The sequence below is a fragment of the Streptomyces sp. KL109B genome, from assembly GCF_030766935.1.
In the GTDB taxonomy this organism is placed as follows: Bacteria; Actinomycetota; Actinomycetes; order Streptomycetales; family Streptomycetaceae; genus Streptomyces.
On the sequence record NZ_JASERL010000014.1, the window covers coordinates 38,280 to 51,415 of the forward strand.

At 71.0% G+C, this 13,136-nt stretch carries 9 protein-coding genes; 7 read left to right on the top strand and 2 right to left on the bottom strand.

What is annotated here, in order from left to right; translation table 11 throughout:
- From RBJ65_RS35020 to RBJ65_RS35035, 4 genes are read left to right on the top strand one after another with little or no spacing between them, the layout of a single operon-like run.
- Positions 1-321, top strand: coding sequence for a hypothetical protein (locus RBJ65_RS35020; protein WP_306319445.1), 321 nt, complete (start codon positions 1-3; stop codon positions 319-321).
- Between the two features lie 35 nt (positions 322-356).
- Positions 357-1,397, top strand: coding sequence for a glycoside hydrolase family 43 protein (locus RBJ65_RS35025; protein WP_306319446.1), 1,041 nt, complete (start codon positions 357-359; stop codon positions 1,395-1,397).
- Complete coding sequence (locus RBJ65_RS35030) at positions 1,394-2,662, top strand: oligosaccharide MFS transporter (RefSeq protein ID WP_306319447.1); 1,269 nt, start codon at positions 1,394-1,396, stop codon at positions 2,660-2,662. The genes RBJ65_RS35025 and RBJ65_RS35030 overlap by 4 nt, the downstream gene beginning before the upstream one ends.
- Before the next feature lie 39 nt (positions 2,663-2,701).
- The gene (locus RBJ65_RS35035; protein ID WP_306319448.1) at positions 2,702-4,261 is read left to right on the top strand and encodes an NAD(P)/FAD-dependent oxidoreductase; all 1,560 of its coding nucleotides are present in this window, start codon (positions 2,702-2,704) and stop codon (positions 4,259-4,261) included.
- Positions 4,262-4,328: 67 nt separating this feature from the next.
- Here the strand turns inward: RBJ65_RS35035 and RBJ65_RS35040 are convergent, their stop codons facing one another.
- Positions 4,329-6,158, bottom strand: coding sequence for a serine hydrolase (locus RBJ65_RS35040; protein ID WP_306319449.1), 1,830 nt, complete (start codon positions 6,156-6,158; stop codon positions 4,329-4,331).
- A gap of 181 nt (positions 6,159-6,339) precedes the next feature.
- On the opposite strand from RBJ65_RS35040, the gene RBJ65_RS35045 reads away from it, so the two are divergent.
- Positions 6,340-7,440, top strand: a complete 1,101-nt coding sequence (locus tag RBJ65_RS35045) for a nitronate monooxygenase family protein (RefSeq protein ID WP_306319450.1) — start codon at positions 6,340-6,342, stop codon at positions 7,438-7,440.
- 8 nt (positions 7,441-7,448) lie between these two features.
- Complete coding sequence (locus RBJ65_RS35050) at positions 7,449-9,008, top strand: acyl-CoA synthetase (protein WP_306319451.1); 1,560 nt, start codon at positions 7,449-7,451, stop codon at positions 9,006-9,008.
- 29 nt (positions 9,009-9,037) lie between these two features.
- Here RBJ65_RS35050 and RBJ65_RS35055 read toward each other — a convergent pair whose 3' ends face one another.
- Positions 9,038-11,452: a penicillin acylase family protein gene (locus tag RBJ65_RS35055; RefSeq protein ID WP_306319452.1), complete on the bottom strand. Its 2,415-nt coding sequence runs from the start codon at positions 11,450-11,452 to the stop codon at positions 9,038-9,040.
- A gap of 150 nt (positions 11,453-11,602) precedes the next feature.
- Here RBJ65_RS35055 and RBJ65_RS35060 point away from each other — a divergent pair, with 150 nt between their 5' ends.
- Positions 11,603-13,120: an acyl-CoA synthetase gene (locus RBJ65_RS35060; RefSeq protein WP_306319453.1), complete on the top strand. Its 1,518-nt coding sequence runs from the start codon at positions 11,603-11,605 to the stop codon at positions 13,118-13,120.
- Positions 13,121-13,136 lie beyond the last annotated feature (16 nt).

Genomic DNA, 13,136 nt, shown 5'->3' on the forward strand with positions numbered 1-13,136 from the left:
ATGACGACGACACCCGCACCCCAGTCGGACAACGAAGCCCTGCAACAGGAAGTCGACGCGCTGGAGCAGGAGTCGGGCACGGCGTCCGCCCTCTTCGACATCCGGCTCGTCATCGGCGGCCTGTTCGTCGCCTACGGACTCGTCCTCACGGTCCTCGGCTTCGGCGCCTCCGATGCCGAGATCGACAAGGCGCAGGGCCTCAACCTCAACCTGTGGACCGGCGGCGGGATGCTCCTGCTCGGCCTGGCCTTCCTGGTGTGGAGGCACTTCGGCGAGGGCGGAAAGGGCCGCCGCACCCGCGACACCAGCGCGAACAGCTGACGGCATTTGATCGTTCTGAACGAGGAGAAGACCGCATGACCGACCGTGTGACGCCCCCGGACGACATCCCGAACCCGATCGTCCTGCAACGCGCCGACCCGTGCGTGCTGCGCCACGAAGGGACGTACTACTTCACCGCGTCCCACCCCGCGTACGACCGGATCGTGCTGCGCGGGGCCGAGCGGCTCGCCGCCCTGCAGGCGGCCGACGAGGTGACGATCTGGGAGCGTCACACGGAAGGACCGCGGTCCCATCTCATCTGGGCGCCGGAACTGCACCGGGTCGACGGCCGCTGGTACGTGTACTACGCCGCCGCCCCCGACGAGACGCCGAAGGCCGACGTCCCCGGCGCCAACGAGACGTTCAACCACCGGATATACGTCCTGGAGTGCGCGGCCGACGACCCGCTCACGGGGGAGTGGGTGGATCGGGGCCAGGTCGACACCGGCTGGGAGTCGTTCGCCCTCGACGCCACCAGCTTCGTCCTCGACGGACGGCAGTACCTGGTGTGGGCGCAGCAGGACAACGCGATCCGCGGCCACTCCAACCTCTACATCGCGCCGATGGCGAACCCGTGGACCCTCGGCGGCCCGGCCGTCCTCCTCACCCGTCCCGAATTCGACTGGGAGATCAAGGGGTTCTGGGTCAACGAGGGCCCGTCCGTGCTGGTCCGCGAGGGGCGGGTGTTCCTCACGTACTCGGGCGCCGCCACCGGCATCGACTACGCGATGGGGCTGCTGACGGCGGACGCGGGCGGCGACCTCCTGGACCCGGCCTCCTGGACCAAGTCCCCGGACCCCGTCTTCGTCTCCGAGCCCGCAGGCGGCCAGTACGGCCCCGGCCACAACTCGTTCACCACCACCGAGGACGGCGACACGGTCCTCGTCTACCACGCCCGTACCTACACGGAGATCGTCGGCGACCCGCTCCGCGACCCCAACCGGCACGCCCGCGCGCAGATCCTGCCGTTCGACGCCGACGGCGAACCGGTGTGGGGCGTGCCCGTCGCCGACACCCGCCCGACCCCTTCGGCCGACGAGACGGCCGTCCTGCCCGCGACGGGTCTGTCCCGGTGAGCGCCGCGGAGTCGCTCAGAAGGCCCGTCTTCTGGAACTTCGGCGGCCTGTACTTCTTCTACTTCGGCATCTGGGCCCTCACCTTCACCTTCCTGCCGATCTGGCTGAAGAACGAGGGCGGCATGGGCCCCGCCGCCATCGGCATGGTCAACACCGTGATGGCGGTGACCGCGCTGGTGCTGCAGCCGCTGTACGGCTACCTCCAGGACCGGCTCGGCTTCCGCAAGCACCTGTTCTCGGTGGTCGTGGTGTGCGCGGCGCTCATGGGCCCGTTCTTCGGGTTCGTGTTCCTGCCGCTGATCGACGTCAACCAGTACCTCGCGGCGGCCGTCGGCGGTATCTACCTCAGCCTGGCGCTCAACTCCGGAGTCGGCGTCGTCGAGGCGTTCAACGAGCGCAACAGCCGCGCCCACCGCTTCGAATACGGCCACGCCCGCCTCTTCGGCTCGCTCGCGGGCGGCACCGCCAACCTCGTCGGCGGCATCCTGTGGGCGGCGAACCCGGACAGCGTGTGGTGGGCGGGGAGTTGCTCGGCGCTGCTGCTCGGTACGTTGCTTCTCCTCGCGCGTACGCCGGTGCCGGAGGAGGCCCCGGCCGAGGAGACGGAGCCCGGCGCGCGGCGGATCTCCAAGGAGGCCGTCGGACACCTGCTGCGCGATCGCAGCTTCCTCGGCTTCGTCCTGCTGATGTTCGGCACCGCCGCTCTCTACGACGTCTTCGACCAGCAGTTCCCCAACTACTTCGCCCAGTTCGTCACCAGCGGCGACGCCAACGTGCTGTTCTCGCGGGTCGTCGCGGTCCAGGTGTTCCTCGAGGCCGGCGTCATGGTGTTCACACCGTGGTTCGTGAACCGCGTCGGCGCCCGCAAGGGGCTGCTGCTCTTCGCCACCATCCTCGTCGTACGCATCCTGGGCGCGGCCCTGTTCACGCACACCGCGCTGCTCGTGGTGTGGCGGCTGCTCGCCTCGTTCGAGATGCCGCTGATGCTGGTGTCGGTGATGAAGTACCTCACCAGGATGTTCGACGTGCGGATCTCGGCGACCGCCTACATGCTCGGCTTCAACTTCGCCAAGCAGATCGGCGTCGCCCTGTTCTCCACCGTCTTCGGCGCCGCGTACGCCGCGATCGGCTTCTCGCAGGCGTACGTGTGGATGGCCGTGACGGTCGCCGTGCTCACTGTCGTGGCGAGCTTCCTGATGCGGGACGACCGAGAGCGGCCGGTCACGGTGGCTCCGGAGCCGGAACCCGCGGGGGCGCGGGCCTGACCTCTGGTCCGACGCACGCGGCCCGTGTTACCAAGGGCCATGACCGCACATGATCTCCGCGACCGGTACGACACGGTCGTCGTCGGCGGCGGCCACAACGGCCTGGTGGCCGCCGCCTATCTCGCCCGCGCAGGACAGTCCGTCGCCGTCGTCGAACGCCTCGGGAACACGGGAGGCGCCGCCGTCTCCACCCGCCCGTTCGCGGGCGTCGACGCCCGGCTCTCCCGGTATTCGTACCTGGTCAGTCTGCTGCCGAAGAAGATCGTGGCCGATCTGGGGCTACGTTTCGCCACCGCCAGCCGTGATGTCTCCTCGTACACCCCGACCGTCCGCGACGGCCGCCCGACGGGGCTCCTGGTGGGTGGCGGGGAGGCGCGCACCCGTGACGCGTTCCGCCAACTGACCGGTGGGGAGCGGGAGTACGAGGCGTGGACCCGCTTCTACGAGACGACCCGGCGCGTCGCCGAACGGGTCTTTCCGACGCTCACCGAACCGCTGCCCTCCCGGGACGCGCTGCGGGAGCGGGTCGGCGACGAGGAGGCGTGGCGGCTGCTGTTCGAGGAACCCATCGGCGTAGGTATCGAGCGGCACTTCGATGACGATCTGGTGCGCGGCGTGGTCCTCACGGACGGTCTGATCGGCACGTTCGCCGACGCCCACGACCCGTCCCTGGCCCAGAACCGGTGCTTCCTGTACCACGTGATCGGCAACGGCACGGGTGACTGGGACGTCCCGGTCGGCGGCATGGGCGCCCTCACGGAAGGGCTCGCCGACGCGGCGCGCGCGGCGGGGGCCGACCTGGTCACCGGGCACGAGGTGACTCGGATCGAGACGGACGGCGCCGAGGCCGAAGTCTCCTACCGGACAGGTGACTTCGAGGGCACGATCGCCGCGCGGAACGTCCTCGTCAACGCGTCACCGCAGGACCTCGCCCGGCTCACAGGCGACACCCCGCCGGCGCCCGCCGAGGGAGCGCAGCTCAAGGTCAACATGTTGCTGAAGCGGCTGCCGCGGCTCAAGGACACGTCCGTCGATCCACGTGAGGCGTTCGCCGGGACGTTCCATGTGGGGGAGGGGTACGGACAGTTGGCGACGGCGTACGCGGAGGCGGCGGGCGGGGCCCTGCCCTCCGCTCCGCCGTCCGAGATCTACTGCCACTCCCTGACCGACCCCACGATTCTCGCGCCGGAGCTGGTCGAGCGCGGCTACCAGACGCTCACCCTCTTCGGACTGCACACCCCGGCGCGGCTGTTCGCCGAGGACAACGACGCGGCGCGCGCGGAGCTGTTGAAGGCGACGCTCGCGCAACTGAACGCCCAGCTCGCCGAGCCCGTCGAGGACTGTCTGGCGTCCGACGCCGACGGCCGACCGTGCATCGAGGCCAAGACCCCGCTCGACCTCGAACACGACCTCCGGCTGCCCGGCGGCAACATCTTCCACCGGGAGCTGTCGTTCCCGTACGCCACGCGGGGCACCGGCCGGTGGGGTGTGGAGACGGAGCACGCCAACGTGTTGCTGTGCGGGGCGGGTGCAGTGCGCGGAGGCGGGGTCAGCGGGATTCCGGGGCACAATGCCGCGATGGTCGTGCTGGGCCGTTGACCCGGCCGCGGGGCTCCGCCCCCGGACCCCGCTGCTCAATCGCCGCAGGGGCTCTATGACAAGTCGGTCAGTCCCGCGACGCCGTCCACCCCTTCGCCTCGATGCGGGACGCGTCCGCCGGGCGTGCCTCGTCGAAGGCCACGTCCGCCCCGTCGAGGACGCGGATGCCGTCGACGTAGGCGCCCCGGCCGACGTACAGCTGGTCCGTCGCGTAGCGCCAGCGGAGGCGGAGGGGGGATGTGGCGAAGGGGGCGAGGTCGGCGGAGAGGCGGTGCCAGGCGCGGTCGGCGTAGCCGTCGACCGCGCCCGTGGGATGGGTGTCGGAGCGGTCCGTCGTGAACGGCAGTGCCTGCCACGTGGCGCCGCCGTCGGTCGACGACTCCAGGAACAGGAAGTCGGAGTGCGGCTCCGTGTCCCACCACAGGTCGCAGGTGAGGCGGGACTTCGGCGAGGCGAGGCGCAGGTCGGGCAGTGTCAGGGTCGCCGACGTGGCGCTCGCCATGCCGGAGAACCAGGCGGTGCGCCCGTGCTTGGGCCGGACGGCGACCGCGCGCGCCATGTCGTTGGCCGTGGCGACCCGGGGAGCGGAGCCGGATCGCCAATTGCGCACGGGGTGCACGGAGTTGCCGAGGACGATGAGGAACGAGTCGGTCGTCGGGTCGAGGACCAGGGACGTGCCGGTGAAGCCGGTGTGGCCCGCCGTGCGCGGCGTCGCCATCGCGCCCATGTACCAGTGCTGGTAGAGCTCGAAGCCGAGGCCGTGCTCGTCCCCGGGGAAGTCGGTGTTGAAGTCCGTGAACATGAGGTCGACGGAGTTCTCGGAGAGGATGCGGGCGTCGCCGTAGACCCCGCCGTTCAGCAGCGTACGGCCGAGGACGGCCAGGTCCCACGCCGTGGAGAAGACGCCCGCGTGGCCGGCGACGCCGCCGAGCCCGAACGCGTTCTCGTCGTGCACCTCGCCCCACACCAGGCCCCGGTCGAGCCCCGACCACGGGGCGCGCGCGTCCTCGGTCGCCGCGACCTTCGGTTTCCAGGCGGCGGGCGGGTTGTAGCGGGTGCGGTGCATGCCGAGCGGCCCCGTGATCCGCTCGCGAAGCAGGACGTCCAGGGGTTTGCCGGTGAGTTTCTCCAGGACGAGTTGGAGGGAGATGAGGTTGAGGTCGGAGTAGAGGTACTTGGTGCCGGGCGCGTTGAGGAGGGTCTCCTTCCAGATCAGCGCGATCTGGCCCTCGCGGGTCGGCTCCTTGTAGAGCGGGATCCAGGCGCGGAAACCCGAGGTGTGCGTGAGCAGTTGACGGATGGTCACATCCTGCTTGCCGCCGCCCGCGAAGTCCGGCAGGTACGAGGCGACCTTCGCCTCGAGGTCCAGGTCGCCGCGCTCGATCTGCTGCACGGCGAGGATCGACGTGAAGAGCTTCGACACGGACGCCAGGTCGAAGACCGTGTCCTGCGCCATGTCGATCTGCTGCTCGGCCGGGAACTCGATGCCGGTGTCCGTCGTGTCGTCGTAGTGCGAGTAGCGCACCGCCTTGCCGATCGGCTGGTGCAGCGCGACCGTGCCGCCGCGCCCCGCGAGCAGCACCGCGCCCGCGTACCAGGGGTGCTTGGGGCCGCCCGGGTAGGTGCCGAGGTATTTCTCGGCGTCGGCGACCAGTTGCCGCAGATGGCCCGCGAGCAGCCCGGCGCGCTCGGGGGAGCCGCGGCGCAGCGTGGGCCGGTGGGCGGCGGAGCCGGAGTCGGAGGCGGCGGCCGCGGCGGGGCCCGCGGGGAACGGGGCGACGGCCAGGGCGCCGCCCAACGCGAGGCCCGCGGCGCCGAGTTGCCGCCGGGTGAGGCCGGAGCCAGTGGGTTCGCCGGCTCCGCGTGGTCTGTCCGCTGCTTCGGGTGCTCCGCTCATGGACGAGGCCCTTCTGAAAAATTCTTTCGGGATCTGCCGAGTCGGATGAAACTTCGCTGTCAGCGCTGCCTCGTGTCAACACCCGTGCGGCATGCCCGCGAAGTGAAGAACGAAGCGAAGAATCTGACGCCGCATCAGAAAACCCCTTCCGTCGTCCGGCGCGCTGCGGCATCCTGCGCGCATGCAGACGGAGCTGAGCAAGAAACTGGGGATCGAGCACGCCGTCTTCGGCTTCACGCCGTTTCCTGCGGTGGCCGCGGCCATCAGCAGGGCCGGGGGCTTCGGCGTGCTCGGTGCGGTCCGCTACGCGGCACCCGACGAACTCAAACGCGACCTCGACTGGCTCGACGCCCACGCGGAGGGCCGGCCGTACGGCCTCGACGTCGTGATGCCCGCGAAGAAGGTCGAAGGCGTCACCGAGGCCGACATCGAGGCCATGATTCCGCCGGAGCACCGGAAGTTCGTGCAGGACACCCTCGCCAAGTACGGCGTCCCCGAGCTCGCCGAGGGCGAGGCGTCCGGCTGGCGCATCACCGGCTGGATGGAACAGGTCGCCCGCAGCCAACTCGACGTCGCCTTCGACTACCCGATCAAACTCCTCGCCAACGCGCTGGGCTCGCCGCCCGCCGACGTCATCGCCCGCGCCCACCAGCACGACGTCCTCGTCGCCGCGCTCGCGGGCAGCGCCAAGCACGCCCGCAAGCACGCGGACGCGGGCATCGACATCGTCGTCGCGCAGGGCTACGAGGCCGGCGGCCACACCGGCGAGATCGCCTCCATGGTGCTCACCCCGGAGGCCGTGGAGGCCGTCGACCCGCTGCCGGTGCTCGCCGCCGGTGGCATCGGCAGCGGCCAGCAGGTCGCCGCCGCGCTCACGCTCGGCGCGCAGGGTGTGTGGCTGGGCTCGGTGTGGCTGACGACGACCGAGGCCGACATGCACTCGCCCGCCGTCACCCGCAAGCTCCTCGCGGCGGGCTCCGGGGACACCGTGCGCTCCCGCGCCCTGACCGGGAAGCCCGCGCGTCAGCTGCGTACGGAGTGGACCGACGCGTGGGACGACCCGACGGGCCCCGGACCGCTGCCGATGCCACTGCAGGGCCTGCTCGTCGCCGAGGCCGTGTCCCGGATCCAGAAGTACGAGGTGGAGCCCCTGCTCGGCACGCCCGTCGGGCAGATCGTCGGGCGGATGAACGAGGAGCGCAGCGTCCAGGCGGTCTTCGACGACCTGACGCGCGGCTTCGAGAAGGCGATCGACCGCATCAACAAGATCGCAGGACGGTGAGTGAACGAGTGACCAGCACAAGCACACCCCCCAACGGATTCTGGGCCCAGGCCACCGCCGACCCCGACCGCACAGTCATGACCGCCCCGGACGGCGAACCGTGGACGGCGGGCCGCCTGCACGCCGCCGCCAACAAGATGGTCCACGGCCTGCGCGCGGCCGGTCTGGAACGCGGCGACGCCTTCGCCGTCGTCCTCCCCAACAGCGTCGAGTTCTTCACCGCCTACCTCGCCGCCTCGCAGGCCGGCTTCTACCTCGTACCGGTCAACCACCACCTCGTAGGACCCGAGATCGCCTGGATCGTCTCGGACTCGGGCGCCAAGGTGCTGATCGCGCACGAGCGGTTCGCCGACGCGGCCCGCTCGGCGGCGGACGAGGCGGGGCTCCCGGAGGACCACCGGTACGCGGTGGGCACGGTCGACACCTTCCGCCCGTACGCCGAACTCCTCGACGGGCAGGCCGAGTCGGAGCCGGAGGACCGCACGCTCGGCTGGGTCATGAACTACACGTCCGGCACCACGGGCCGCCCGCGCGGCATCCGGCGTCCGCTCCAGGGCAAGCTGCCCGAGGAGGCGTACCTCGGCGGGTTCCTCGGCATCTTCGGCATCAAGCCGTTCGACGGCAACGTGGCGCTCGTCTGCTCCCCGCTGTACCACACGGCCGTCCTCCAGTTCGCGGGCGCCGCCCTGAACATCGGGCACCCCGTCGTCCTCATGGACAAGTGGACGCCCGAGGAGATGCTCCGCCTCATCGACACCCACAAGTGCACGCACACCCACATGGTGCCGACCCAGTTCCACCGCCTCCTCGCGCTCCCGCAGGAGGTCAAGGACCGCTACGACGTGACGTCCATGCGGCACGCGATCCACGGCGCCGCGCCGTGCCCCGACCACGTCAAGCGCGCCATGATCGACTGGTGGGGGACCTGCGTCGAGGAGTACTACGCGGCGAGCGAGGGCGGCGGCGCGTTCGCGACGGCCGAGGACTGGCTGAAGAAGCCGGGCACGGTCGGAAAGGCCTGGCCCATCAGCGAGTTGGCGGTCTACGACGACGACGGTAAGCTGCTGCCCGCCGGTGAACTCGGCACCGTCTACATGAAGATGAAGACCGGCGGATTCTCGTACCACAAGGACGAGGGCAAGACGAAGAAGAACCGCATCGGCGACTTCTTCACGGTCGGCGACCTCGGCGTGCTCGACGAGGACGGCTATCTGTTCCTGCGCGACCGCAAGATCGACATGATCATCTCGGGTGGCGTCAACATCTACCCCGCCGAGATCGAGTCCGCGCTCCTCACCCACCCGGCCGTCGCCGACGCCGCCGCGTTCGGCATCCCGCACGACGACTGGGGCGAGGAGGTCAAGGCGGTCGTCGAGGTCGCCGAGGGCCGGGCGGCGGACGACGCCCTGGCCGCCGAGATCCTCGCCCACTGCGAGACCCAACTCGCGGGCTACAAGCGGCCCAAGAGCGTCGACTTCATCGAGACGATGCCCCGCGACCCCAACGGCAAGCTCTACAAGCGCCGCTTGCGCGACCCGTACTGGGAGGGCCGGACCCGGGCGGTCTGAGACCACCCGGGTCCGCGACGTCCCGTCCGTCAGCCGCGCACCCGCACCACCTTCAGCGCGGGCGACTTGAGGATGTCGCTCTCGCAGAAGCGCTCCTTGACCCACTTCTTCTGAGAGAAGAGGTGGGTCTGGTCGCTGTAGTGGGGCGAATTCGGGTTCGAGGACTGGGAGTACGTGAGGAGGGTGCGCGCCACCGGGCAGCGCCCGCCGTCCCAGCCGACCGCCTGGATGTAGCTCGACCCGGTGGTGACATCGGTGTAGCCGCCGCCCGCCGCGTTCCACACCGACTCGGCCTTGTTCCACACGCCGAGCGACTCCGTGCCGCCGTGCACGGCGATGCGCTCGCCGCCGCGCGTCACGAACTGGTGGTCACCGAGCTTCGCGTCGAGCGGGATCTTCGCCGCGTTCAACTCGGCGACCGCGTCGGCGAGTGCGGTGGAGAAACCCGGGGCCTGCGTGTTGAGGGTGTTCGGGGTGCGCACCGGGTCGGACGCCGAGAACGGCACCTTCCACAGCTGCGCCGCGGGCACCGCCCCCGTCAGCTTCCGCCAGAACCGGTCGAAGAGCAGGGCGCCCCGGCTGTCGGTGTTCATGGTGTGGTCCCACGCGCCGATCACGTCGCACGCCTTCGACACGTCAACCGCCGTGCCGTCGCTGCCGGTTGCCGTGCCGCCCGGGAGCGCCGCGCACGCCTTCGCCGTGTCCGCCGCCGCGAGGTCACCGGCCGGCACCCGGTTGGCGAACTGCTGGCGTTGCAGGTCCGCGACCGTCAGGCCGCCCTTGTCGGCCATGCCCGCGACGTCCTCGACGGCGCCGCGCGTCCGCATCGAGCGCTGCGTGCCGATGTTCCCGAAGACCCGCTCGTAGCCGGTGACCGGCGTGTCCGCGTTGGCGAGCCACGCGCTGTCGTTGGAGTTCTCCGCGTACGGGGCGTCCTTGAGCACCGGCATCCTGGACGGGCCCATGATGCCCGGCTGCACGGCGTCCTTGTCCCTGCCGAGCCCGCAGTCGGTCTTCGAACCGTCCAGGACCGCGACGCCGGACGCCGGATACGTCACCTTGCCGAGCGGCGTCGAGCAGCGCGCCGCGAGGTCGTCGGTGATCCGCGGCAGCACCTGCGACTGCGTGAACAGCGAGTGCCCGCCGGAGTCCGCGGCGATCGTGTTCACCCACGGCAGGCCCTGCGTGCGGCGCAGCGAGGCGAGGATGTCGGCCGTCGAACGGGCCTTGCTGAAGCCGAGCGCCGTGTCCGCCGCGCGCAGGTTGACCGCGTTCGGGTCGTTCAGGGCGTACGCCGTCGTGGCCGTCCAGGGGAGGGGGAGCGAGGCGCCGAGGTTCGTGACGACGGGACCGTAGCGGGTCCACCACTGGGTGCGGGTGACGTCCGGGCCACCCTTCACCGCGACGGTGACGTCCCGCTTCGTCATCTTCTCCTTCTCGCCGTCGACCACGTACGTCGTCGGGTCGGACGGGTCGAGGGTCAGCTGGTGGAGGTTGAGGGTGACGCCGGTCGCGACAGTGTGGCTCCACGCGGCGTGCGCGTTGTGGCCGATCGAGATGCCGGTGCTGCCCAGCAACGAGCCGCCCATGGCGTCGAGTTCGCCGGGGATGGTCTGCTGCGACTGCCAGAAGCGGCGGCCGCCCTGCCACGGATAGTGCGGATTGCCGAGCAGCAGGCCCCGCTTGTTCGCGGTCGCCGCGCCGCTGAACGCCACCGCGTTCGAGCCCATGTCGGAGTCGTCCTGCTCGAACAACTCGCGGGCGGCGTCGGCGACGTCGGACTTGCTGGGGGCGGCCTGCGATGTGGTGGTCGTCGGTGGCTGCGCGGCCGTGATGCCCTCGATGCCGCGCCCCTGACCGCCGAGCACCGCGAGCGCGAAGCCGCGCGTCGCCACGTCGAGCGAGGTGATCGGCTTCACCCAGTCCGCGCCCTCGCACGCCGGGTCGGTGATCCGGTTCTGCTTGAGCCACGCGTTGTACCCGGCGGCCCAGCCGCGCATCGCGTCCTTCGCGGCGCGGCTCGGACCCGCCGGCGCGGGCACGTCGAGCAGCTTCTCCACGGTGTGCGCCTCGCGAACACCCTTGAAGTACAAGTCACTTGAGAGGTTCTTCGTCGCCGACGACAGCGAGCCGTCGGGCGCCGCGTCGGGGCCGAACGCGCGCGAGCGCTCCCCGCGCAGCGTCACGAACCCGTCGGCGAGCGTGCACACCTGATCGGCGGCCTGCGCCCATCCGGTGCCGAAACCGAGGTTCGTGTAGTCCTTGGCGACGATGTGCGGGATGCCGTACTCGGTGTAGCGGATGGTGGCGGAGAGGCCGCCGCCACGCGGATGCCCGCCGCGCTCGGCGGCGGCGGACGACGCGGAGGCCGTCCCGGTGAGCGCGGTCAGCAGGGCGGCGACCCCGAGGGCCGCGAGGCGTCTGTGTCCTGGGCGTGTGCGCATCGTGCTCCCAACTGTGCTGCGGACAGAGGTGGTTGAGCGGTGCGAGGTGCGCCAGAGCGTACCAACCGGTATGTCCCGTGCCGAGAGCCCCGCACCGGCCCATGACACGCACACCTTGACCCCGCCCCCGCGACCCCGCAGGATCACGCCATGACGAGGTCAACCGCCGCCGCAGCCGCCACCAGCACCGTCGACGGAGTCCTGCGCCGCAGCGCCCGCCGCACCCCGGCGCGCGTCGCCCTGCGTTACGGGCCGCGCTCATGGACGTACGAGGAACTCGACGACGCCGTCTCCCGCGCGGCCGGAGCCCTGCGCGCCGAGGGCCTCGCGCCCGGCGACCGGGTCGGCGCCTACGGGCACAACTCCGATGCCTACCTGATCGGCTTCCTCGCCTGCGCCCGCGCGGGCCTCGTGCACGTCCCCGTCAACCAGAACCTCACCGGCGACGACCTCGCGTACATCGTCCGCCAGTCCGGCACCTCGCTCGTCCTCGCCGACCCCGACATCGCCGACCGGCTCCCCGGCGACGTACGGGTGCTGGCGCTGCGCGAGGCGGACGACACGCTCCTCACGCGGCTCGCCGCGACCGCCCCGTACGACGGGGAATCCCCGGACGCCGACGACCTCACGCAGCTCCTCTACACCTCCGGCACCACGGCACTCCCCAAAGGCGCCCGGATGTCGCACCGCGCGCTCGTCCACGAGTACGTGAGCGCCATCCACGCCCTCGACCTCAAGGAGACGGACCGGCCGGTGCACGCGCTGCCGCTGTACCACTCGGCGCAGATGCACGTGTTCCTGCTGCCGTACCTGGCGGTGAGCGCCACGAACACGATCCTCGACGCGCCGGCCGCCGACCGGGTCTTCGACCTGGTGGAGACGGGGCAGGCCGACAGCCTGTTCGCGCCGCCCACGGTGTGGATCGGGCTCTCCCAGCACCCGGAGTTCGCCGCCCGCGATCTGAGCGGGCTGCGCAAGGCGTACTACGGCGCCTCGATCATGCCGGTACCGGTCCTGGAACGGCTGCGTGCCCGGCTCCCCGGACTCGCCTTCTACAACTGTTTCGGGCAGAGCGAGATCGGCCCGCTCGCCACCGTCCTGGGACCCGACGAGCACGAGGGCCGGATGGACTCCTGTGGGCGGCCGGTGCTGTTCGTGGAGGCGAAGGTCGTCGACGACGACGGCAAGGACGTGCCCGACGGCACGCCCGGCGAGGTCGTCTACCGCTCCCCGCAGCTCTGCGACGGCTACTGGGACAAGCCCGAGGAGACCGAACAGGCCTTCCGGGACGGCTGGTTCAGGTCAGGAGACCTCGCCGTGCGCGACAGCGAGGGCTACTTCACCGTCGTCGACCGGGTGAAGGACGTCATCAACTCCGGCGGCGTGCTCGTCGCCTCACGCCAGGTCGAGGACGCCCTCTACACCCACCCGGCCGTCGCCGAGACCGCCGTCGTCGGGCTGCCCGACGAGCGGTGGATCGAGGCGGTGACCGCCGTCGTGGTCCGCTCCGCCGAGGTCGAGGTGACGGAGGAGGCGCTGATCGCCCACGCGCGCGAGCGGCTCGCCCACTTCAAGGCGCCGAAGCGCATCGTGTTCGTGGACGAGCTCCCGCGCAACGCCTCCGGCAAGATCCTCAAGCGGGAACTGCGGGACCGGCTGACGGAGTAGCCCTGCGGGGAGGGGC

What these genes read in the sequence shown, in the direction of transcription:
- RBJ65_RS35045 (WP_306319450.1), top strand. Translation starts at nt 6,340, where the DNA reads ATGCAGACGGAGCTGAGCAAGAAACTGGGGATCGAGCACGCCGTCTTC.
- RBJ65_RS35060 (WP_306319453.1), top strand. Translation starts at nt 11,603, where the DNA reads ATGACGAGGTCAACCGCCGCCGCAGCCGCCACCAGCACCGTCGACGGA.
- RBJ65_RS35025 (WP_306319446.1), top strand. Translation starts at nt 357, where the DNA reads ATGACCGACCGTGTGACGCCCCCGGACGACATCCCGAACCCGATCGTC.
- RBJ65_RS35035 (WP_306319448.1), top strand. Translation starts at nt 2,702, where the DNA reads ATGACCGCACATGATCTCCGCGACCGGTACGACACGGTCGTCGTCGGC.
- RBJ65_RS35055 (WP_306319452.1), bottom strand. Translation starts at nt 11,452, where the DNA reads ATGCGCACACGCCCAGGACACAGACGCCTCGCGGCCCTCGGGGTCGCC.
- RBJ65_RS35040 (WP_306319449.1), bottom strand. Translation starts at nt 6,158, where the DNA reads ATGAGCGGAGCACCCGAAGCAGCGGACAGACCACGCGGAGCCGGCGAA.
- RBJ65_RS35020 (WP_306319445.1), top strand. Translation starts at nt 1, where the DNA reads ATGACGACGACACCCGCACCCCAGTCGGACAACGAAGCCCTGCAACAG.